The sequence below is a fragment of the Saccharothrix lopnurensis genome (genome assembly GCF_042658445.1).
Classification (GTDB): Bacteria; Actinomycetota; Actinomycetes; order Mycobacteriales; family Pseudonocardiaceae; genus Actinosynnema; species Actinosynnema lopnurensis.
The window spans coordinates 92,654-113,867 of record NZ_JBHSQO010000013.1 but is presented as its reverse complement, the minus strand read 5'-3'; the positions used below and the strand labels follow the sequence as shown (position 1 = coordinate 113,867).

Sequence of the window (21,214 nt, the reverse complement as noted above, 5' to 3'; positions counted from 1 at the left end):
AACGGGCACCACCCGGGTACCCAGGAGGAGTCGCACTGAGCCGCCAGCAGCAGCCCAACCCGTCGGCCGCGCCCGTGCAGAGGCTCCGGCTGCGCTACGCCAAGCGCGGCCGGTTGCGGTTCACCTCGCACCGCGACATCGCCCGCACCTTCGAACGGGCCCTGCGCCGGGCCGGCGTGCCCATGGCGTACTCCCAGGGCTTCAGCCCTCACCCGAAGGTGTCCTGGGTGGGCGCGGCGCCGACCGGTGTGGCCAGCGAGGCCGAGTACGTCGAGGTCCAGGTCGTGGAGCGGTTGGACCCCGACGCGTTGCGCGACGTGCTGGACGCCGTGCTGCCGCCGGGGCTGGACGTGCTGGAGGTGGTCGAGTCGGCGGGCGGCAACCTGCCCGAGCGCATCGACGCCGGCGCCTGGCGGCTGGAGCTGCCCGGCGTGTCGCCCGAACGGTTGACCGAAGCGGTGGCCGCGCTGCTCGCCGCGCCGTCCGTCGAGGTCGAGCGGTTGACCAAGGACGGGCGCCGGGTCCTCGACGTGCGGCCCGCCCTCGTGTCGGCCCAGGTAGAGGTGCATTCGAGCGACGCGGGACACGATGCCGGGGATTTGTCACAACCGTGTGGGATACTCATGACGGTCGTACGGCAGACAACGCCTACCGTACGACCCGATGACGTGCTGAGCGCGCTCAGAGTCGTCGCCGACCTGGTTCCGCCGGTGCCCGCGAAGGCGACCCGGATGGCGCAGGGGCGGCTCGACGATGAAGGCGGCCTGGTCGACCCGCTGGCCCTGGACAGGGTGGCGGAGGAGGTCTGACCGGGCAGCCGGAGCGGCGCTGACGGCGTCGTCGAGGAAGAGCCGCAGTCGACCTGCTGTGCCCGCGCGCCCCACAGCGAGCGCCACAGCGCGAGGCAAGGATTCCCGCCGCCAGCCGCGGCGGTGAGTGACGAGAGAGGCCCCTGCGCGGCCGCGTCGGTCGAGACGCGCCCGGGGGCGGAGGAGCTGCTTTGTCGAACACGGAAAAGCCCGCCGGCGGCGCCGGCGGGGGTAACGCCACACCTGTGCGCCCCGACCTGTCGGAACTCCCGGCCAAGCTCCGGGTGCACGCGCTGGCGAAGCTGCTCAACGCGAGCAGCAAGGACGTCCTGGCGGCCTTGGCCGACCTCGGCGAACCGGTGCGCAGTCCCCAGTCGAGCGTGGGCCGGGACCTGGCGCTCAAGGTGGCCGAGAGCCTGCTGAACTGGGACGACATCGTCACCGGTGAGGTCGACGAACACACCGAGGAACCGGTGGTGATCGCCCGCGAGGTGGCGCCGCTGGCCCCGCTGTTCGCGCCACCGTCGGCGGTGTTCCTGCCGCCGGCGCCCCCGGTGGTCGAGCCGCCCGCGGTCGAGGAGGACGACGCCGAGCACGACGTCGACGAGCACGACGACGACGCCGGTGACGAGGGCGAGGGCCGTCGCCGACGCCGTCGTGGCCGTCGTGGTCGTGGCCGCGGCAAGGGCGTGGGCGACGAGCACGACGACGAGCCGGGCTCGGAGGAGGCCGCCGAGGCCCCCGAGGTCGAGGCCGAGGCCGAGGAGCCCGCCGCCGACGACGACGAGGGCGGTTCCAGCCGCCGGCGTCGCCGTCGCCGTCGCCGCAAGACCGGCGTGGAGGACGAGGCCGCGCCGGGCGAGGACGACCCGCCGAACACGGTCGTGCACGTCCGCGAGACGCGGGACGCCCGCGACGACAAGGCCGACTCCGAGGCCGCGCAGAGCGAGGTGCGCAGCGTCCGCGGTTCCACCCGGCTGGAGGCCAAGCGCCAGCGCCGCCGGGACGGCCGCGAGGCCGGTCGCCGCCGCGCCCCGGTGCTGTCCGAGGCCGAGTTCCTGGCCCGCCGCGAGGCCGTGGAGCGCACGATGGTGGTGCGCGAGCGCGGCGACCGCACGCAGATCGGCGTGCTGGAGGACGGCGTCCTGGTCGAGCACTTCGTCACCTCGGCGGGCTCAGGCTCGCTGGTCGGCAACGTCTACCTCGGCCGGGTGCAGAACGTGCTGCCCTCGATGGAGGCGGCGTTCATCGACATCGGCCGGGGCCGCAACGCGGTGCTCTACGCGGGCGAGGTCGACTGGGACGCGGCCGGCCTGGAGGGCAAGGCCCGCAAGATCGAGCAGGCCCTGTCCACCGGCGACAGCGTGCTGGTGCAGGTCACCAAGGACCCGGTCGGCCACAAGGGCGCCCGGCTGACCACGCAGATCAGCCTGCCCGGCCGCTTCCTGGTGTACGTGCCCGGCGGCGGCGCCACCGGCATCAGCCGGAAGCTGCCCGACAACGAGCGCAAGCGCCTCAAGGACATCCTCAAGCGGGTCGTCCCCGAGGACGCCGGTGTCATCATCCGCACCGCCTCGGAGGGCATCGCCGAGGAGGAGCTGGGCCGCGACGTGACCCGTCTCCAGGCCCAGTGGCAGGTCATCAAGGACAAGGCGGGCACGCCCAAGGCCCAGGCGCCGCAGCTGCTCTACGAGGAGCCGGACCTGCTGGTCAAGGTCGTGCGCGACCTGTTCACCGAGGACTTCTCCACGCTCGTGGTCCAGGGCTCGGACGCCTGGGACACCATCGACGGCTACGTGCGCCACGTCGCCCCCGACCTGCAGGAACGGTTGCGCCGGCACGTGGGCAACAACGACGCGTTCGTCGAGTACCGCATCGACGAGCAGCTGCTCAAGGCCCTGGACCGCAAGGTGTGGCTGCCCTCGGGCGGCTACCTGGTCATCGACCGCACCGAGGCGATGACGGTCATCGACGTGAACACCGGCAAGTTCACCGGATCGGGTGGAAATCTCGAAGAGACGGTGACGCGCAACAACCTGGAGGCGGCCGAGGAGATCGTCCGCCAGCTCCGGCTGCGCGACGTCGGCGGCATCATCGTCATCGACTTCATCGACATGGTGCTGGAGTCGAACCGCGACCTGGTGCTGCGCCGGCTGACCGAGTGCCTGGGCCGCGACCGGACCCGCCACCAGGTGGCCGAGGTGACGTCGCTGGGCCTGGTGCAGATGACCAGGAAGCGGGTCGGCACGGGTCTGTTGGAGGCGTTCTCGGCGACCTGCGAGCACTGCCGCGGGCGTGGCGTGATCGTGACGACCGACCAGGTCCACTCCCACGGCGGTGGTGGTGGCGGTGGCGGTGGCAACAGCGGCGGCAACAACGGTGGTAACGGCGGTGGTCAGGCCCAGCAGCAGGGCGGTGGCCGCAAGTCGCGCCGCGGCAAGTCCGCCGAGGTCGTCGAGCCGGTGGCCGAGCCCGTGGTCGAGGTCCCGCAGCCGGTGACCGAGCCCATCCCGGCCCCCGCCGGGGAGCCGCAGGCGACGGAGCCGTCCACCTCGGACGAGCCCCTGGCCGCCGTGATCGAGGAGGAGGCCGCCCCCGAGGCGCCCAAGCGCGAGCGCCGCCAGCGCCGCCGGGCCCGCCGGGAGGCCGGTGCCGTGGTCAAGCACGGTCCGGAGCACGCCGCCGAGACCGATCAGGCCGCTGACCAGGTTCCCGCCGGTCAGGGCTCTGTTGCCCAGGCCCCCGCCGGTCAGGCCCCCGCTGTGCAGGCTCCTGCCGACCGGGCTCCCGCTGGTCAGGTTTCCGCGGACCAGGCGCCTGCCGGACAGGTGCCTGCCGTGCAGGCTCCCGCCGTGCAGGCCCCGGCTGTCCAGGCTCCTGCCGACCCGGTCTCCGAGGACCAGGCGCAGCCCGCGACCGGGAGGTCGTCGCGGTCCGGGCGGTCGTCGCGGAAGCGGGCCGCCGAGGCCCCCGCCGCCGTCGAGCAGCCCAAGGCGACCGAGCAGCCCAAGGCGGTTGAGGAGCGGCCCGCCGGGAGCACCCCGGAGGTCCAGGTCCCGGAGCAGCCGCTCAACGGCCACGCCCCGGACGCCGCGCCCCCAGTGACGGCCGGTCGTCGCCGCGCCCCGCGGCGTGCCGCCTCCCGTCCGGCCGGTCCGCCGCTGGGTGGGGTCAAGGAAGCCTGAGCGTTCCGCCTCGGGGGGCCACCGCGTACGCGGTGGCCCCCCGAGGCAGCTCCGGCGCAACGGACCCCCTGCGGTGCTCCCCGGGTCGCTCCGGCGCAATGGACCTCGCCCCCGCGGTGCTCCCGGGCAGCTCCGGCGCAACGCCCTGAGCAGGGAAAACCCGGTCTACCCACCCCGGTTTGACCCCGCTCACCACCGCCACGTAACCTGATACGCGGCCCGCCATCCGGTGGGCCCTGTCGCGTGAAGCCCAGCCCGCTCGCTCAGTGCGGCTCAGGCGCGCGCGTCCCGTCCCGTCGAGTAGCAGGAGACTTCCGTCCCGATGTACGCGATCGTCAAGACCGGCGGCAAGCAGTACAAGGTGGCTGTCGGCGACGTCATCGAGGTCGAGAAGCTCGAAGGCGAGCCCGACTCCGAGATCACCTTCGCGGCGCCGCTCCTCGTTGTGGACGGTTCCGACGTCACTTCCGACGCCGACGCCCTGGGGAAGTTCTCGGTGACCGGCAAGGTCGTCGAGCAGACCAAGGGTCCCAAGATCCGCATCCACAAGTTCAAGAACAAGACCGGCTACCACAAGCGCCAGGGTCACCGCCAGAAGCTGACCCGCGTCGAGGTCACCGGCATCACCGGTAAGTGAGGATCTGACTAGCCATGGCACACAAGAAGGGCGCATCCAGCTCCCGCAACGGCCGTGACTCGAACCCCCAGTACCTCGGGGTCAAGCGGTTCGGTGGTCAGGTCGTCAAGGCCGGCGAGATCCTGATCCGCCAGCGCGGCACCAAGTTCCACCCCGGCGTGAACGTCGGCCGCGGCAAGGACGACACGCTGTTCGCCCTGACCCCCGGTGCGGTCGAGTTCGGCGTCAAGCGCGGTCGCAAGACCGTCAACATCGTTCCGGCCGGGGTCGCCTGACCTCCACGGCCGCACGAGCCTCGACGAGGGGCGGGACCGGTGCACTCCGGCTCCCGCCCCTCGTTTCGTTTGCTTTCAGCTGAAAGGAAGTACCCGTGTCCCGCTTCGTCGACCGGGTCGTCATCCACGCCGCCGCAGGTGACGGGGGCGACGGCGTCGCCTCCGTGCACCGCGAGAAGTTCAAGCCGCTGGGCGGTCCGGACGGGGGCAACGGCGGCAGGGGCGGCGACGTCGTGCTGGTCGTCGACTCGCAGGTGCACACGCTGCTCGACTTCCACTTCCGCCCCAACGCCTCGGCCGGCAGCGGCAAGGGCGGGCAGGGCGCCAACCGCGACGGCGCGAACGGCGCCGACCTCGAACTGCGCGTGCCCGACGGCACGGTGGTGCTCACGCCCGAGGGCGAGCTGGTCGCGGACCTCGTCGGCGAGGGCACCCGGCTGATCGCCGCCCAGGGCGGTCGCGGTGGTCTCGGCAACGCCTCGCTGGCGTCCAAGGCCCGCAAGGCCCCCGGTTTCGCCCTCCTGGGTGAACCGGGCGAGGCGCGCGACCTGGTGCTGGAGCTGAAGTCCGTCGCGGACGTGGGCCTGCTGGGCTTCCCGTCGGCGGGCAAGTCGTCGCTGATCTCGGTGCTGTCCGCGGCCAAGCCGAAGATCGCCGACTACCCGTTCACCACGCTGGTGCCGAACCTCGGCGTGATCACCGGCGGCGAGACCGTGTTCACCATGGCCGACGTGCCCGGCCTGATCCCCGGCGCGGCCGAGGGCAAGGGCCTGGGCCTGGACTTCCTGCGCCACATCGAGCGCTGCGCCGTGCTGGTGCACGTGGTGGACTGCGCGACCTACGAGCCGGACCGCGACCCGCTGTCGGACATCGACGCGCTGGAGTCCGAGCTGGCCCAGTACACGCCGTCGCTGGCCGACGACCTGGCCGACCGGCCGCGCGTCGTGGTGCTGAACAAGATCGACGTGCCGGAGGCCAAGGAACTGGCCGAGCTGGTGCGCCCGGACGTCGAGGCGCGCGGCCTGCCGGTGTTCGAGGTGTCCACGGCCAGCCGCGAGGGCCTGCGCGAGCTGACGTTCGCGCTGGCGCGGATCGTGGAGGAGTACCGGGCGGCACGCCCGAAGCAGGAGTCGACGCGGATCGTGCTGCGCCCCAAGGCCCTGGATGACGCGGGCTTCACCGTGGTGGAGGACCCGACCACGCCGGGCGGCTTCATCGTGCGCGGCGAGCGGCCCGAGCGCTGGATCCGGCAGACCGACTTCAACAACGACGAGGCCGTCGGCTACCTCGCCGATCGGCTGGCCCGCCTCGGTGTCGAGGAGGTGCTGGTCAAGATGGGTGCGGAACCCGGCTGCCAGGTCACCATCGGCGACCTGGTGTTCGACTGGGAGCCGACCACGCCCGCCGGCATCGCCATGACCATGACCGGCCGCGGCACCGACGCGCGGCTGGAGCAGAACACGCGCGTCGGCGCGTCCGAGCGGTTGGCGGCGAAGAAGGCCCGCCGCCTGCCCGGCGTCTACGACGAGTTCGACGACGACGAAGACGAAGAGGACGACGAGTGATCGCCTCGACGACGTCGTCACCCGCCAGGCAGGCCGTCTCGGCGGCGGCCCGGGTCGTGGTGAAGGTCGGGTCGTCGTCGCTGACCACCGCCGAGGGCGGCCTGGACCGGTCGCGGCTGGACGCGCTGGTGGACGCCGTGGCTGCCCGCCGCGCGGCGGGCAGCCAGGTGGTGCTGGTGTCCTCCGGCGCCATCGCGGCGGGTCTGGCCCCCCTGGGCGTCACCCGGCGGCCCCGCGACCTGGCCACGCAGCAGGCGGCGGCGAGCGTCGGGCAGCTCGCGCTGGCGCACGCGTACGCGAACTCGTTCGGGCGCTACTCGCTGACCGTCGGCCAGGTCCTGCTGACCGCGGACGACGTGGTGCGGCGGGCGCACTACCGCAACGCCCAGCGCACGTTCTCCCGGCTGCTGGCGCTGGGCGCGGTGCCGGTGGTCAACGAGAACGACACCGTCGCCACCGAGGAGATCCGGTTCGGCGACAACGACCGGCTGGCCGCCCTGGTGGCCCACCTGGTGGGCGCGGACGCCCTGTACCTCCTCTCCGACGTCGACGCCCTCTACGACGGCGACCCGCGCCTGCCGGGCGCCCAGCGCGTCACCGAGGTGACCGGCCCGGCCGACGTGGACGGCGTCCGGGCAGGTTCGGCCGGCGCCTCCGGCCTGGGCACCGGCGGGATGGCGTCCAAGCTCGCGGCAGCCCGCCTGGCGGCCTCGGCGGGCATCCCCGTGCTGCTGGCGGGCGCGACCGACGCCACGCGGGCGCTGAGCGCCGCGGACGTCGGCACGGCGTTCGCGGTGACCGGCCCCCGGCTGTCCGCGCGCCGCTTCTGGCTGGGGCACGCGGCCGACGCCACCGGCAGGCTGCGGTTGGACGACGGCGCGGTGGCCGCGGTCGTCGGCCGCCGGCGGTCGCTGCTCGCGGCGGGCATCACCGACGTGGACGGCGCGTTCGAGGCCGGTGACGTGGTCGAGCTGGTCGACCCGTCAGGGCACGTGGTGGCACGCGGCGTGGTGGCCTTCGACGCCGCGGAACTGCCCGGCCTGATCGGTCGCAAGAGCGCCGACCTGCCTGCGGAGCAGCGCCGCGAGGTCGTGCACGCGGACGACCTGGTTCCGCTGCGGTCGTAGGCCCCCGGCAGGGGTCATAGGCCCCGGCAGACCCTGGGCCCTGGCAAGCCGGCAAGCCCTGACGGGCCCCTGCCGGTCCCGCCCGCGCCGATCCCGATCGCCACCGGTCACGCGGTCAGATCATGTGCTCCCTCCACTCCTCGGCCAGCAACCCGAACAGCAGGTCGTCGGTCCACTCGCCCTTCGCCCACGTGCTCCGCACCCGGTGCCCCTCCTGGCGGAACCCGAGCCGGGTCAGCAGCCGGGCGGACGGCCCGTTGCGCGCGTCGCACTCGGCGGCCACCCGGTGCAGCCCGCGCTCGTCGAACAGGTGCTCCAGCAGTCGCCGCACGGCTTCCGTCGCGTACCCGAGCCCTTGGTGCGCGGCCGCCAACGTGTAGCCGATCTCCGCCTGCATCCGGTTGTGGTGCAGGTTCACCCCGACGTCGCCGACCAGCTTTCCGCCCACCTCGACGGCGAACTGGAACCACCCCGGCTCGGCCGGGTCGAGACCCGCGACCTCCCGCACGAACTCCTCGGCCTGCACCAGGGAGAACGGCACGTCCCACCCCTGGTAGCGGGCCACGTGCGGATCGGACCGGTACGCGGCGACCGCTGGCGCGTCAGTCGCCGCGAACGGCCGCAGCAGCACTCGTTCCGCCATCAACCTCACCCCGTCACCACCGGCCCACCCCCTGCTCCTGTCCGCCACACCGCCCGTCGGGGGGGGGGGGGGGGGGGGCGGTCTCCCCGCCGTCGATCTCACGCCGTCACCGCCAGGGCGAACGGCAGCACCGCCGTCGCGCCCGCCCGCCGCAGCTCCCGCGCCGCCACCGTCATCGTCCAGCCGGTGTCGACCCGGTCGTCCACCAACAGCACCGGTCCGTCCACACCGGACAGATCGGGTCCGCTCACCTCCCGCACCAGCCCCGCCAACCGCTGCGCGCTGTTGGCCCGGTGCGTCGACTCGCCCAGCCACACCTGCCCCAGCAGCGGCAACCGCCCCACCGACGAGATCCGCCGCCCGAAGCTGCCCACCAGCTCCGGCTTCGCCCGCGACCCCACCGTCACCACACCCACCGGCCGCTCGGCCCAACCCCACGCGGCCAGCACTTTCACGCACGCGGCGAACACGTCGTCCGGGATCTCCCGGTCCGCCTCGGCGAACAGCGACCGCAACCGGTTGCCCCAGCCGATGTCGGTCAACCGCCCCAGCGCCCGGCCCGTCGTCGCCGCCTCGCCCGCCGGGATCTTCCCGGACAGCGCCACCCCGGCCGCCGCCATCCCCGTGGGCCACATCTTGCGCGGCTCGACCTCCAGACCCGGGCGCAACAACCGCTCCCGCGCCGCGGAGGCCGCCGTGTCCGACACCTCCGCCGAGGGCCGCACACCCGTGCAGTTGTCGCACCGCCCGCACGGCGCCGCGTGCGGGTCGTCCAGCTGCCGCAACAGGAACTCCATGCGGCAGCCGTCGGTGGCCAGGTAGTCGAGCACCGCCCGCTGCTCGACCTGCCGGGCCGCCTCGATCCGCCCGTACCGCTCGGCGTCGTAGGTCCACGGCCGCCCCGTCGACACCCACCCGCCGCGGACCCGCCGCACCGCCCCGTCCACGTCCAGCACCTTCAGCACCACTTCGAGGCGGGTGCGTGACAATTCCACTATGGGCTCCAGGGCGGCTGTTGACATCGCTCGATCCGGTGAGAGTGCGTCGAGCACCTGCCGCACCACTCGTTCGGGTGGGAAGGCGAGCGAGGCGAAGTACGCCCAGATGTCCCGGTCCTCCGGGCCGGGCAGCAACAGCACCTCGGCCCGCTCCACGCCGCGCCCCGCCCGGCCGATCTGCTGGTAGTAGGCGATGGGGGAGGCGGGCGCGCCGAGGTGCACCACGAACCCCAGGTCCGGCTTGTCGAAGCCCATGCCCAGCGCCGAGGTCGCCACCAGCGCCTTGACCCGGTTGGCCAGCAGGTCCGCCTCGGCCCGCTGCCGCTCCGCCGGGTCGGTGCGCCCCGAGTACGCCACCACCTCGTACCCGCGCGAGCGCAGGAACGCCGCCACGTCGTCCGCCGCCGCCACGGTCAGCGCGTACACGATCCCCGAGCCGGGCAGCTCGCCCAACCGCTCGGCCAGCCACCCCAACCGGGCCTCGGCGGTCGGCAGCCGCACCACCGACAGCCGCAGGCTCTCGCGGTCCAGCGGTCCGCGCAGCACCAGCGCGTCGGCGTCCGCGCCGAGCCCCAGCTGCTCGGTCACGTCCCGCACCACCCGGTCGTTGGCCGTGGCCGTGGTGGCGAGCACCGGCACCCCGGCGGGCAGCTCGGTCAGCAGCGTCCGCAGCCGCCGGTAGTCCGGCCGGAAGTCGTGGCCCCAGTCGGAGATGCAGTGCGCCTCGTCCACCACCAGCAGCCCCGCCGACGCGGTCAGCGAGGGCAGCACCGAGTCCCGGAAGTCCGGGTTGTTCAGCCGTTCGGGCGACACCAGCAGCACGTCGACCTCGCCGGCCGCCACCCGGTCCTGCACGTCCTGCCACTCGTCGGTGTTGGCCGAGTTGATCGTCGCCGCGTGCACGCCCGCCCGCGCCGCCGCCTCGACCTGGTTGCGCATCAGCGCCAGCAGCGGCGACACGATCACCGTCGGCCCCTCGCCCAGGGACCGCAGCAGCGCCGTGGCGATGAAGTACACCGCGGACTTGCCCCACCCGGTCCGCTGCACCACCAGCGCCCGCCGCCGGTCGGCCACGAGCGCGTGGATCGCCGTCCACTGGTCGTCGCGCAGCACGGCCGAGGGGCCGGCCAGGGCCCTCAGGCGTTCTTCGGCCAGTTCGCGGAGCGCACCGTCGTCCATGGTCGAACACCTTGGCAGACGTCCCCGACAGTTCCGATCCGCGAGAACCTCGAAGACAGCCACGTCCGGGTGACCGTAGGCTGAGCCGCGTGATTGACGACCTGCGCGAACAGGTGCACGCCGCGGCCCGGCGCGCCCGTGTCGCCGCCAACGAGCTGGCCCTCGCCACCCGCGAGCGCAAGGACGCCGCCCTGCACGAGATGGCCGCCGCGCTGCGCACCCGGTGCGCCGAGGTGCTGGAGGCCAACGCCAAGGACCTCGAAGCGGGCCGCGCGGCCGGCCTGAACCAGGGCCTGCTGGACCGCCTGGCGCTCACCGAGGCGCGCGTCGGGGGCGTGGCCGCCGGCCTGGAGACGGTGGCCGGCCTGGCGGACCCGGTGGGCGAGGTGCTGCGTGGCTCGATCCTGCCCAACGGCCTGGAGCTGCGGCAGGTCCGCGTCCCGATGGGCGTGGTCGGCATGGTCTACGAGGCCCGGCCGAACGTCACCGTGGACGCCGCCGGCCTGGCGCTGAAGTCCGGCAACGCGGCGCTGCTGCGCGGCTCGTCGACCGCGGAGCACTCCAACACCGCGCTGGTCGCGATCCTGCGCGACGCCCTGGAGGCAGCCGGCCTGCCCGCGGACGCCGTGCAGTTGCTGCCGTGCCACGACCGCGCGTCGGTCACCCACCTGATCACCGCGCGCGGCCTGGTGGACCTGGTCATCCCGCGCGGCGGCGCGGGCCTGATCAACGCGGTCGTGCAGCAGGCCACCGTGCCCGCCATCGAGACCGGCGTGGGCAACGTGCACGTGTACGTGGACGCCTCCGCCGACCTCGACATGGCCGAGCGCATCGTGCTCAACTCCAAGATCCGCCGCCCCAGCGTGTGCAACGCGGCCGAGTCGCTGCTGGTGCACGCCGCCGTCGCGGACGAGTTCGTGCCCCGCATCACCCAGGCGCTGCTGGCCAGGGACGTCGTGGTGCACGGCGACGAGCGGTTCGCCCGCGACCAGCGCGTGGTGGCCGCCACCGACGAGGACTGGGGCACCGAGTACCTGTCCCTGGACATCGCCGCGCGCGTGGTCGACTCGCTCGACGAGGCCGTGGAGCACATCGCCGCGCACGGCTCCGGCCACACCGAGGCCATCGTGACCAGCGACCTCAACGCGGCCCGCCGCTTCACCACCCGGGTCGACGCCGCGGCGGTCGTGGTCAACGCCTCCACCGGGTTCACCGACGGCGGCGAGTTCGGCATGGGCGCGGAGATCGGCATCTCCACCCAGAAGCTGCACGCGCGCGGTCCCATGGGCCTGGCCGAGCTGACCTCGACCAAGTGGGTCGTCTGGGGCGAGGGACAGGTCCGGCCGACGTCGTGAGCCGGCCCCGGGACGCCGCCGAGACCAGGGCGGCGTCGGAGGACTTGCCCGCCGAGCATCTGCCGCACGAGGAGGCGGAGCTGCGCGCGGACCCCATCCACGCCGCGGCCCTGGTGACCCGGGCGTCCTCCGTCCTGTTGAAGCGCACCGAAAGCGGTTGACGGTCGGTAACGGTCTGCCTACTGTCGGGTGTGAGCGGATGCTGGTGCGGGGGTGCCGATGGAGAGCAGGTCCTACCCGTTCACCGAACCCGACGACCTGGTGCTGGACCCCGGGCTGCTGGAGCTCCAGCGCGACGGGCCGGTGGCCAGGGTGCGCCTGCCCTTCGGCGGCGAGGCGTGGCTGGCGACCCGGTACGACGACGTCAGGACGGTGCTCGCCGACCCGGCGTTCAGCCGCGCCGCGGTGCTGGCGCCGGGCGCGGACGTGCCGCGCTCGCTGCCGGACATGCCGACCGAGGCGAACATCCTCAGCATGGACCCGCCGGACCACACGCGGCTGCGCAAGCTGGTGGCCAAGGGGTTCACGCTGCGCCGCACCGAGCGGCTGCGCGAACGCGCCCAGGAGGTCGTGGACGGCCTGCTGGACGCGGTGGAGCAGCAGGGCCCGCCCGTCGACCTCGTCGAGGCGCTGGCGATGCCGCTGCCCATCACGATCATCTGCGAGATGCTGGGCGTGCCGTTCGAGGACCGAGGGCGCTTCCGGGCCTGGTCGGACGCCGCCGTGGCGATCACCGCGTTCCGGCCCGAGGAGATCGTCGCGGCGAACGACGCGCTGCGCGACTACATCGCCGGGCTGGTCGTGGCCAAGCGCGCCGACCCCGCCGACGACATGCTGTCCGAGCTGGTCGCGGCGCACGACGACGAGGACCGGCTCACCGAGCGGGAGCTGGTGTCGTTCGGGGTGGCGCTGCTGGTCGCGGGCCACGAGACCACGGCCAACCAGATCGGCAACTTCACCTACCTGCTGCTGCGCGCCCCCGACCGGCTCGCGGAGCTGCGCGACGACCCGTCGCTGGTGCCCGCCGCGGTGGAGGAACTGCTGCGGTTCACCCCGCTGGGCAGCTCGGCGGGCTTCCCCCGGATCGCCACGGCCGACGTGGAGCTGTCCGGCGTGAGGATCGCCGCCGGCGAGGCGGTGTTCGTCAACAACCTCGCGGCCAACCGCGACCCGTCGGTGTTCGACCGCCCGGACGAGGTGGACTTCCACCGCGAGCACAACCCGCACCTCACGTTCGGCCACGGCGCGCACCACTGCGTCGGCGCGTCCCTGGCCCGGATGGAGCTCCAGGTGGCCATCGGCACCCTGCTCAAGAGGTTCCCGTCGCTCCGGCTGGACGGTGACGTCGCGTTCAAGAAGGGCAGGCTGATCCGGGGCCCGCAGGCCCTTCCCGTCAGGTGGTGAGCCCGTGACGCGCTGGACCGTGGAGGTCGACCGGAGCAGGTGCCTGGGCACGGGTATGTGCTCGTCCATCGCGCCGGACCACTTCCGGCTCGAAGACGGCACCGCGACCCCGGTCAACCCCTCCGTCGAGCCCGCCGACGCGGTCGTGGACGCGGCCGAGTCGTGCCCGATGGAGGCGATCCTGGTGCGCGACGCCGACGGCACGGTGCTCGCCCCGCAGGAGTAGCCGACCGCCGGAGGACCGCGCCGATCGCGTCACGGCGACCCGTGGACGCGGTCCACTCCCCGGGACGCCACCGGCCGCCCGCGCGCCAACCGAACTAGGCTCACCTCCCATGTCCAACCGCCGGATCGGCGTCATGGGTGGCACCTTCGACCCGGTGCACCACGGCCACCTCGTCGCGGCCAGCGAGGTCCAGGCCCGCTTCGACCTCGACGAGGTCGTCTTCGTGCCCACCGGGCAGCCCTGGCAGAAGGTCGAACGCCAGGTCAGCGCGGCCGAGGACCGCTACCTGATGACGGTCGTCGCCACGGCGTCCAACCCCCGCTTCTCGGTGTCCAGGGTCGACATCGACCGGGACGGACCCACCTACACCGTCGACACGCTCAGCGACCTCGGCGCCGCGCACCCCGGCGCGGACCTGTTCTTCATCACCGGCGCGGACGCGCTGGAGCAGATCCTGTCCTGGCGGCGCGCGGACGACGTGTTCGACCTGGCGCACTTCATCGGCGTCACGCGGCCCGGGTACGAGCTGGACGACACCCACCTGCCGCCCGGCGCGGTGTCCCTGGTCGAGGTGCCCGCGCTGGCCATCTCGTCCACCGACGTGCGCGCCCGCACGGCCGCCGGCCTGCCGGTGTGGTACCTGGTGCCCGACGGCGTGGTCCAGTACATATCGAAGCGCCGGCTCTACTCGGTGCCGGACTGATACCGGGCGCCGGTACCCTCGGTAACTCGTGCGGGCCTATCGGCGCCCGCCGAGGCGATGAGGAGAGAAGTGGCAGCCACGGACGAGGCACGACGGTTGGCGCTGGTCGCCGCGAACGCGGCGGCCGACAAGAAGGCGCACGACGTGATCGTGCTCGACGTGTCCGACCAGCTGGTGATCACCGACGCGTTCGTGATCGCCTCCGCGCCCAACGAGCGGCAGGTCGGCGCGATCGTGGACAACGTCGAGGAGAAGCTGCGCGAGGCCGGTCGCAAGCCGGTCCGCCGTGAGGGCGCGCGCGAGGGCCGCTGGGTCCTGCTGGACTTCGTGGACGTCGTGGTGCACGTCCAGCACGTGGAGGAGCGGAGCTTCTACGGCCTGGAGAGGCTGTGGAAGGACTGCCCGCGCATCGAGTTCGACGCCGGGCCCGTGACCGACGAGGTCGCCGACGCATGACCCTCACCCGGCTCGTGCTGTGGCGGCACGGTGAGACCGACTATAACGCGACCAGCCGGATGCAGGGCCACCTGGACTCGGCGCTGACCGAGACCGGGTGGAACCAGGCTCGGTTCGCGGTGCCGGTGCTCGCCGGGTTCGCGCCCGAGCTGGTGGTCGCCTCGGACCTGCACCGCGCGCGGGACACCGCGTCGGTGTTCACCGAGGCGACGGGGGTCCCGCTGCGGATCGACGAGCGGTTGCGCGAGACGCACCTGGGCAAGTGGCAGGGCCTCACCACCACGGAGATCGAGGTGGAGTGGCCCGGGATGCTGGAGCTGTGGCGCGGCGACGGCACCCTGTCGCCGCCCGAGGGCGAGACGCGCGTGGAGGTCTCCGAGCGCGCCCTCGCCGTGGTCGACGAGGTGGACCGGGAGTTCTCCGGGACGGTCATGCTGTGCGCGCACGGCGGGCTGATCAGCGCGTTGACCGGGCGGTTGCTGGAGCTGCCGGTGGACCGCTGGGGTCTGCTCGGCGGCATCGGCAACTGCCACTGGACGGTGTTCGCGCGGCGTCCGGGCGGTGACGGCCGGTGGCGGCTGTCGTCGTACAACGCCGGAACCACCAGGTGAGACTGCTCGTCCTCGGCGACTCGCTGACGTTCCACGGCCCGGAGGGGCCGCTGCCCGCGGACCACCCGCGGTTGTGGCCGAACGTCTGCGCGGCGGCCTTGGGCGGGCACGCGGAGCTGGCGGCGGGGTTCGGCTGGACGGCCCGGGACGCCTGGTGGTCGCTGACCGGCGACCCGAGGGTGTGGTCGCTGCTGCCGCGCACGGACGTGCTGTTGCTGGCCGTGGGGCACATGGACACGCTGCCCTCGCCGCTGCCGACCTTCTGGCGGCAGGGGCTGCGCTACCTGCGGCCGGACGGGGTGCGGCGGCGGGCGCGGGCGGCGTACCTGGCGCTCCAACCGGCGCTGTCGAGGCTGTCGCGCGGGCGCCCGGTGGCGTTGCCGCCGCACCTGACCGTGCGGTACCTGGACGACTCGGTGCGCGCGGTGCACGCCCTCGAACCGGGGATCCGGGTGGTGGGCATGACGCCGTCGGTGCACCGGTCCCCGGCGTACGGCGGGGTGCACACCGGGCGCGCGGCGGCGGAGCGCGCGGTGCGCGGGTGGGCCGAGCGGGTCGGCGTGCCGCTGCTGGACGTGCCCGCGCTGGTGGGTGAGCACGTGCGGTCACGGCTCGGCAACCCGGACGGGATGCACTGGGGCTGGGAGGCGCACGAGCTGGTCGGCGCCGCGATGGCCGAACTGGTCCGCACCGTGGCGGTCGGTCACCCGGGAGGGGCGGAGCCGTAGTCTCGGCACTCGTGTCCACCACGATCGTCACCGACTCCACGGCGTACCTGCCCGAGGGGTTCGCCGAGCGGCACGGCATCCGGGTCGTCCCGCTGCACGTGGCGGTGGACGGTCGCGGCAGGCTGGACGTGGTGGACTTCGGTCCGGCGGAGCTGGCCGCGGCGCTGGGGGAGCACCGCCGGGTGACCACGTCCCGGCCCACGCCGGGGGAGCTGGCCGAGGCGTACCGGTCGGCCCTCGACGAGGGCGCCGGGTCCATCGTGTCGGTGCACCTGTCCCGGGAGCTGTCGGGCACGTGGGAGGCCGCGCGGTTGGCCGCCGAGGAGGTCGACCCGACCCGGATCAGGGTGGTCGACTCACGCGCCACGGGCATGGGGTTGGGCTTCGCCGTGCTGGCCGCCTGCGCCGCGGCCGAGGACGGTGCGGACGCCGAGCGGGCGGCGGTCGACGCGGCGGCGCGCGTCAAGATGTTCTTCTGCGTGGAAACCCTGGACCACCTGCGGCGGGGCGGGCGCATCAGCCCCACGGCGGCCCTGCTCGGGACGGCCCTGGCGGTCAAGCCCCTGCTGCACGTCGACGACGGCCGCATCGTGCCGTTGGAGAAGGTCCGCACGATGGGGCGCGCGATCGGCCGCCTGGTCGACCTGGCCGCGACGGCGGCCGGTCCCGGTCGGGTCGGGCTGGCCGTCCACCACCTGGCCGCCCCGCAGCGCGCCGCGGAACTCGCGACGCTGCTCGACGAGCGCGTCCCCGGCTCGACCGGCTGCCTGATCTCCGAGGTGGGAGCCGTGATCGGGGCGCACACGGGTCCCGGGGTCCTGGGCGTGGTGGTGCTGCCGGGCGGGGTTTCCTAGCCCGCTTTATCCATCACCGGGAAGTTGTCCACAGATCCCGGATCGCCCCTCCCGCGACTGCGCCAACCGGCCTAGCGTCGATCACATGTTCGACACGAACCCGGAAACCACGAAAGCCCGCCTGCGAGCGCTGATCTCCCAGGAGCGGGGCAAACACCGAGCGGCCGAGGCCGACGAGAAGCTGGTCTTCGTCCAGACCGAGGGCGAGGGCGCGCAGCCACGCGGCAAGCTCGGGCGCCTGCTGCGCCGCTGGCTGCCCGACCCGGCCCTCCCGCGCCGCCGCACGGTCCTGTTCGCGAGCGTCATGGCGGGCGTGGGGCTCGCGGTCGCCCTGGCCCTGTGGTGGCAGCGGCCCGTGCCCGAGAGCCCACCCGACCTCAGGGTGGCCGAACCCGCCGCCGTCGCGCAGGCCGAGCAGCAGCTCGTCGTCAACGTCGTCGGCCAGGTGCCGACACCGGGTCTGGTGACGGTGCCCAGCGGCGCCAGGGTGGCCGATGCCGTGCGCGCCGCCGGCGGCCCCAACCCGGGCGCCGACCTGACCGCGCTCAACCTGGCCCGCAGGGTCACCGACGGCGAGCAGATCGCCGTGGGCGTTCCCGTACCGCAGCCGGCCGACGCGGCGAGCCAACCGCTGAACCTCAACGCCGCGACGAAGGAACAGCTCGACACCCTGCCCGGGGTCGGCCCGGTGACCGCCCAGCGCATCGTCGACCGCCGCCAGAAGCAGGGCCCGTTCACCTCGCTCGAACAGCTGGGCGAGATCGAGGGCATCGGCGACGCGAAGTTGGCGAAGCTCGGCGAGCTGGTCCGCCTCTAGCCCTTCACGACCACTCAACCCCTCACGACCACCAGGAGCCCTCTGATGAGCCCCGCCTGTCCCTGTCCGAACAAACCCACCTCCGCCGCGGCCGCCCGCGCCCGGTTCAAGGCGCCCATACCGGAAACCGCCACCTGCTCGAAGTTCCCCAGGTGCCGCGCGTCCACCTGGGACGTCGACCGCCGCGCACCCGAACCGCCCACCCGCCGCCCGACCGCCCACCGCCCGACCGCCCACCGCCCCACTGCCCGTCGCCCAACCGCCCCAGACCTCACCGCCCGCCCGGCCATCCACGACCCGACTGCCCATGACGCGGCCGCCCACGACACTGCCCACGACCCGGCTGCCCACGACACTGCCCACGACCAGGCTGCCCACCCGACCACCCACGACCAGGCTCACGACCGCTCGACCACCCGCCGATCAACCAACCACCAACCGGAGACCCGCCGAACCCCCACCACGAGCAGCCGCCCCTGCCCCCGCCCGCACGCCCGCCTCCGTCAAACGCTCGACCACCTCGTCCTCCGCCCCGCCCGGCCCGCCCACCCGGTCCGCTCCACCCCGGCTCCGCACCGCCTCCTCCTGTCCATCGCCTCCCACCACCTCCGCCGCCGGCTGCGACGACTGCTCGACCGCTTGCCCCGCCGCACGTTCGGTGACCGCCTCACCGACGAGCACCGCCCCACCGGCAACCACCGCCCACGCCTCGCGGTCACCAGCCTCGGGTGGGTGTGGTCGTGAACCCCCGCGCGCACCTCGTCCCGGCCGCCCTCACCGTCTGGGCCACCGCTCTCGCCGGTCTCCTGTGGACCTGGTGGGCCGCTCCCGTGGTCGGCCTGACCCTGACGCTCATCGGTGGTCTGGCGCTGCGGCCCTGGCGCCCGGCGGCGGTCGCCATCGCGGTCGCGGGACCGGTGGCGGCGTGCTGGATCGGCGCCCAAGCCCACGCGTCGGCCCACCACCCGCTGCGCGCCGCCGCCGAACGAGGGATGCCCACCACCCTCCACTTCGAACTCGACAGCCGACCGCACGGCTTGCGCACCAGCGGCTTCGGGTCACGAGCGGGCGGTGTCGACCTGGTCCTGGTCCGCGCGACCCTCGACGACGGCGGCCGGGTGGTGGTCCTGGCCCCGGCCACCGGGTGGTTGGAGCTGCTGCCGGGCCGGCGGGTCGAGGCGAAGGGCACGCTCGCCCCACCTCGGGGCGGTGAGCTGACGGTCGCCGTCCTCCGGGTCCGCGGACCGCCGCGCGTGGAGACCGAGGCACCGGTGTGGCAGCGGGTGGCCGAGGACCTGCGGGCCGGACTCCGGGACGCGAGCACCGCTCTCGACCCGGAACCCGCCGGGCTGCTGCCGGCCCTGGTGGTCGGTGACACCTCGCGCCTCGCGCCCAGGGTGGTGGAGGAGTTCCGCACCGCGGGGCTCGCCCACGTCCTGGCGGTCAGCGGGGCGAACCTGGCGATCCTGTGCGGCGCGGTGCTGTTGGTGCTGCGGCTGTTCCGCCTCGGTCCACGCGGGTGCGCGGCGGGTGCGATGGCCGCGCTGGTCGGGTTCGTCGTGCTCGCCGGGCCGGAGCCGAGCGTGCTGCGGGCCGCCGTGATGGGTGCGGTGGCGTTGCTCGCGCTGGTGCTGGGACGGGAGCGGTCGGCGGTGCCGGCGCTCGCGGCCGCGGTGGTGGTCCTGGTCCTCTACGACCCGGAGTTGGCCACCGACCCGGGGTTCGGCCTGTCGGTGGTGGCCACCGCGGCACTGGTGCTGCTCGCGCCGAGGTGGTCCGCCGCGATGAGGGAACGCGGTGTGCCGGTCGGGCTCGCGGAGGCGCTGGCGGTGCCGGTGGCCGCGAACCTGGCGACCGCACCACTGGTCGCGGGCATCTCGGGGCAGGTCAGCTTGGTCGCGGTGGTGGCGAACCTGCTGGTCGGGCCCGTGGTGGCGCCGGCCACGGTGCTCGGTGTGTCGGCCGCGGTGCTGGCACCGGTCCACGAACCGGTGGCGCGCCTGGTCGTCGAGGTGGCCGGACCGGCGGTGAGCTGGCTCATCACCGTGGGGCGGCACGCGGCGGCGGTGCCGGGTGCGGCGGTCGGGTGGCCCGAGGGTTGGGTCGGCGGGGTGCTGCTGGCCGGGGTGCTGGTGCTCGGCTGGGTGGTCCTCCGGCTGCGGCGGTTGCGGGTGCTGGTCGTGGCCGCGGTGGCCGGGGCGGTGGTGGTCCTCGTGCCGCTGGAGGTGGTCTCGCCGCGCTGGCCCGTCCAGGGCTGGTCGGTGGTGGCGTGCGACGTGGGTCAGGGGGACGCGGTCGTCCTGGCCACCGCCGAGCGCGACCGGGCGGTGCTGGTCGACACCGGGCCCGACCCGGTGCCGGTGCTGTCGTGCCTGCGGCGGTTGGGGGTGCGGCGCATCCCGTTGGTGGTGCTGAGCCACCTGCACGCCGACCACGTCGGCGGACTGGCCGCCGTGCTGGCGGAACGAGAGGTGGGCGCGGTGGCCGTGGGGCCCGCGCGCCGGCCGGGGTGGGCGTGGGAGGAGGTGCGCGAACGGGCGCGGGCGGCCGGGGTCCGCGTGGTCGAGCTGAGTGCCGGGCAGCGGTTGGGCTGGCCGGGGCTGGGACTCGACGTGCTGGGTCCGCGTGCGGGCCCGGTGGGTGAGACGAACACGGCGGTCAACGACGCGTCGCTGGTGCTGCGGGCATCGACCGCGGCCGGGCGGGTGCTGTTGACCGGCGACGTCGAGCTGGCCGGACAGGCCGACCTGCTCGACGGGCACGTCGACCTGCGGGCCGACGTGCTCAAGGTGCCGCACCACGGGTCGCGGTACTCGTCACCGGCGTTCCTCGCGGCCGTGCGGCCGCGGATCGCGCTGGTGAGCGTCGGCGCGGGCAACCGCTACGGCCACCCCAGCGGGGTGGTGGTCGACGCGCTGGTGAAGCAGGGCGCGCTGGTGCTGCGCACCGACCGGGACGGCGACACCGCCGTCCTCACCGGCCCGGAAGGGCTGCGGATCGTCCGCCGGGGCGGTCCGCTCGACGAGGCGAAGGGAAACGAAGATGAGGAACGACAGGTGGATCAGGCTCAACGCGGGGTGGCAGCGGCCAGGTGACCACCGGGCCCTGGGGTGGGCGCTGTGGCAGCCGGGCTACACCGCTCGGCCCTGGCCGCGCGACGAGCTGCGGGCGAGTTTCACCTACTACGTGTGCGAGGACCGGCTCGGCGGGGAACGCGGCATCGTCGCGCGGGCCACCGCCACCGGGGTGGTGCACACGGCCGAGGTGGCTTCCGCCGACGCCGCGTACCGCCTGGTCGCCGACACCCTGTTCGACGACGACCTCGCGATACCGCCGGAGGAGTGGCACGCCGAGCGCTACAACCAGGAAAAGGCGAAACGGCCGTGGCCACAGCTGCTGACCGCGTGGCGCGTGGTCACCGAACCGGTGGAGCCGCGCGTGCTCCCCGAGCTGGCCGCCTTCCCGCGCACGGGCTGGCTGCGCACCTCGGGGGTCGCGCTGTGACCGCCGCACCGGGTTTGGTGACCGTCGCACCGGGTTCGGCACCGGGTTCGGCGGGCACCGAACCTGGCCCGGTTGGTGGCTCCGGCTCGGCCGATGCCTCCGGTGTTGCCGGTGGCTCCGGAGCGGCCGGTGGCGCCG

20 protein-coding genes are annotated in these 21,214 nt (G+C 74.0%); 18 read left to right on the top strand and 2 right to left on the bottom strand.

What is annotated here, in order from left to right; all coding sequences use genetic code 11:
- The first annotated feature begins 74 nt into the window (after positions 1–74).
- The 6 genes from ACFP3R_RS15405 (at position 75) to proB (ending at position 7,598) form a co-directional block, all read left to right on the top strand.
- The gene (locus tag ACFP3R_RS15405) at positions 75–809 is read left to right on the top strand and encodes a TIGR03936 family radical SAM-associated protein (protein WP_380636775.1); all 735 of its coding nucleotides are present in this window, start codon (positions 75–77) and stop codon (positions 807–809) included.
- Positions 810–1,000: 191 nt separating this feature from the next.
- Complete coding sequence (locus ACFP3R_RS15400; protein ID WP_380636773.1) at positions 1,001–3,994, top strand: translation initiation factor IF-2 N-terminal domain-containing protein; 2,994 nt, start codon at positions 1,001–1,003, stop codon at positions 3,992–3,994.
- A gap of 322 nt (positions 3,995–4,316) precedes the next feature.
- Complete coding sequence (gene rplU / locus ACFP3R_RS15395; RefSeq protein WP_380636771.1) at positions 4,317–4,631, top strand: 50S ribosomal protein L21; 315 nt, start codon at positions 4,317–4,319, stop codon at positions 4,629–4,631.
- Between the two features lie 14 nt (positions 4,632–4,645).
- A complete protein-coding gene (gene rpmA, locus ACFP3R_RS15390) occupies positions 4,646–4,906 on the top strand; it encodes a 50S ribosomal protein L27 (RefSeq protein WP_380636770.1) in 261 nt (86 codons plus the stop codon).
- A 95-nt stretch (positions 4,907–5,001) separates the two neighbouring features.
- On the top strand, positions 5,002–6,471 hold the full coding sequence (gene obgE, locus ACFP3R_RS15385) for a GTPase ObgE (RefSeq protein ID WP_380636768.1): 1,470 nt from the start codon (positions 5,002–5,004) through the stop codon (positions 6,469–6,471).
- Positions 6,468–7,598, top strand: coding sequence for a glutamate 5-kinase (gene proB / locus ACFP3R_RS15380; protein WP_380636766.1), 1,131 nt, complete (start codon positions 6,468–6,470; stop codon positions 7,596–7,598). Before obgE ends, proB begins: the two co-directional genes overlap by 4 nt.
- Before the next feature lie 115 nt (positions 7,599–7,713).
- On the opposite strand, the gene ACFP3R_RS15375 is transcribed toward proB, so the two are convergent.
- Together ACFP3R_RS15375 and ACFP3R_RS15370 are read right to left on the bottom strand one after the other, a co-directional pair.
- Positions 7,714–8,241, bottom strand: coding sequence for a GNAT family N-acetyltransferase (locus ACFP3R_RS15375; protein ID WP_380636765.1), 528 nt, complete (start codon positions 8,239–8,241; stop codon positions 7,714–7,716).
- Positions 8,242–8,339: 98 nt separating this feature from the next.
- Positions 8,340–10,418: a RecQ family ATP-dependent DNA helicase gene (locus tag ACFP3R_RS15370; protein WP_380636763.1), complete on the bottom strand. Its 2,079-nt coding sequence runs from the start codon at positions 10,416–10,418 to the stop codon at positions 8,340–8,342.
- A gap of 89 nt (positions 10,419–10,507) precedes the next feature.
- Between ACFP3R_RS15370 and ACFP3R_RS15365 the strand changes: the two genes are divergently transcribed.
- From ACFP3R_RS15365 to ACFP3R_RS15310, 12 genes are all read left to right on the top strand, one after another.
- Positions 10,508–11,773: a glutamate-5-semialdehyde dehydrogenase gene (locus tag ACFP3R_RS15365; protein ID WP_380636761.1), complete on the top strand. Its 1,266-nt coding sequence runs from the start codon at positions 10,508–10,510 to the stop codon at positions 11,771–11,773.
- The gene (locus tag ACFP3R_RS15360) at positions 11,770–11,934 is read left to right on the top strand and encodes a hypothetical protein (protein WP_380636760.1); all 165 of its coding nucleotides are present in this window, start codon (positions 11,770–11,772) and stop codon (positions 11,932–11,934) included. Before ACFP3R_RS15365 ends, ACFP3R_RS15360 begins: the two co-directional genes overlap by 4 nt.
- Before the next feature lie 58 nt (positions 11,935–11,992).
- A complete protein-coding gene (locus tag ACFP3R_RS15355) occupies positions 11,993–13,177 on the top strand; it encodes a cytochrome P450 (RefSeq protein WP_380636758.1) in 1,185 nt (394 codons plus the stop codon).
- Positions 13,178–13,181: 4 nt separating this feature from the next.
- Entirely contained in the window at positions 13,182–13,403 is a 222-nt protein-coding gene (locus ACFP3R_RS15350; protein ID WP_380636756.1) for a ferredoxin, read from the top strand.
- 109 nt (positions 13,404–13,512) lie between these two features.
- On the top strand, positions 13,513–14,106 hold the full coding sequence (gene nadD / locus ACFP3R_RS15345; protein WP_380636754.1) for a nicotinate-nucleotide adenylyltransferase: 594 nt from the start codon (positions 13,513–13,515) through the stop codon (positions 14,104–14,106).
- Positions 14,107–14,175: 69 nt separating this feature from the next.
- Entirely contained in the window at positions 14,176–14,562 is a 387-nt protein-coding gene (gene rsfS / locus ACFP3R_RS15340) for a ribosome silencing factor (RefSeq protein WP_380636752.1), read from the top strand.
- Entirely contained in the window at positions 14,559–15,173 is a 615-nt protein-coding gene (locus tag ACFP3R_RS15335; protein WP_380636749.1) for a histidine phosphatase family protein, read from the top strand. The genes rsfS and ACFP3R_RS15335 overlap by 4 nt, the downstream gene beginning before the upstream one ends.
- Positions 15,170–15,901, top strand: a complete 732-nt coding sequence (gene octT / locus ACFP3R_RS15330) for a diglucosylglycerate octanoyltransferase (RefSeq protein ID WP_380636747.1) — start codon at positions 15,170–15,172, stop codon at positions 15,899–15,901. Before ACFP3R_RS15335 ends, octT begins: the two co-directional genes overlap by 4 nt.
- 11 nt (positions 15,902–15,912) lie before the next feature.
- Complete coding sequence (locus tag ACFP3R_RS15325; protein WP_380636745.1) at positions 15,913–16,755, top strand: DegV family protein; 843 nt, start codon at positions 15,913–15,915, stop codon at positions 16,753–16,755.
- Positions 16,756–16,840: 85 nt separating this feature from the next.
- On the top strand, positions 16,841–17,572 hold the full coding sequence (locus ACFP3R_RS15320) for a ComEA family DNA-binding protein (protein WP_380636741.1): 732 nt from the start codon (positions 16,841–16,843) through the stop codon (positions 17,570–17,572).
- A 740-nt stretch (positions 17,573–18,312) separates the two neighbouring features.
- Entirely contained in the window at positions 18,313–20,667 is a 2,355-nt protein-coding gene (locus ACFP3R_RS15315) for a DNA internalization-related competence protein ComEC/Rec2 (RefSeq protein WP_380636737.1), read from the top strand.
- Positions 20,615–21,076: a hypothetical protein gene (locus ACFP3R_RS15310; protein ID WP_380636734.1), complete on the top strand. Its 462-nt coding sequence runs from the start codon at positions 20,615–20,617 to the stop codon at positions 21,074–21,076. The genes ACFP3R_RS15315 and ACFP3R_RS15310 overlap by 53 nt, the downstream gene beginning before the upstream one ends.
- Positions 21,077–21,214 lie beyond the last annotated feature (138 nt).

Coding starts and splice junctions, on each gene's coding strand:
- ACFP3R_RS15375 (WP_380636765.1), bottom strand. CDS start 8,241: ATGGCGGAACGAGTGCTGCTGCGGCCGTTCGCGGCGACTGACGCGCCA.
- rpmA (WP_380636770.1), top strand. CDS start 4,646: ATGGCACACAAGAAGGGCGCATCCAGCTCCCGCAACGGCCGTGACTCG.
- ACFP3R_RS15320 (WP_380636741.1), top strand. CDS start 16,841: ATGTTCGACACGAACCCGGAAACCACGAAAGCCCGCCTGCGAGCGCTG.
- ACFP3R_RS15355 (WP_380636758.1), top strand. CDS start 11,993: ATGGAGAGCAGGTCCTACCCGTTCACCGAACCCGACGACCTGGTGCTG.
- nadD (WP_380636754.1), top strand. CDS start 13,513: ATGTCCAACCGCCGGATCGGCGTCATGGGTGGCACCTTCGACCCGGTG.
- ACFP3R_RS15310 (WP_380636734.1), top strand. CDS start 20,615: ATGAGGAACGACAGGTGGATCAGGCTCAACGCGGGGTGGCAGCGGCCA.
- ACFP3R_RS15335 (WP_380636749.1), top strand. CDS start 14,559: ATGACCCTCACCCGGCTCGTGCTGTGGCGGCACGGTGAGACCGACTAT.
- rplU (WP_380636771.1), top strand. CDS start 4,317: ATGTACGCGATCGTCAAGACCGGCGGCAAGCAGTACAAGGTGGCTGTC.
- ACFP3R_RS15370 (WP_380636763.1), bottom strand. CDS start 10,418: ATGGACGACGGTGCGCTCCGCGAACTGGCCGAAGAACGCCTGAGGGCC.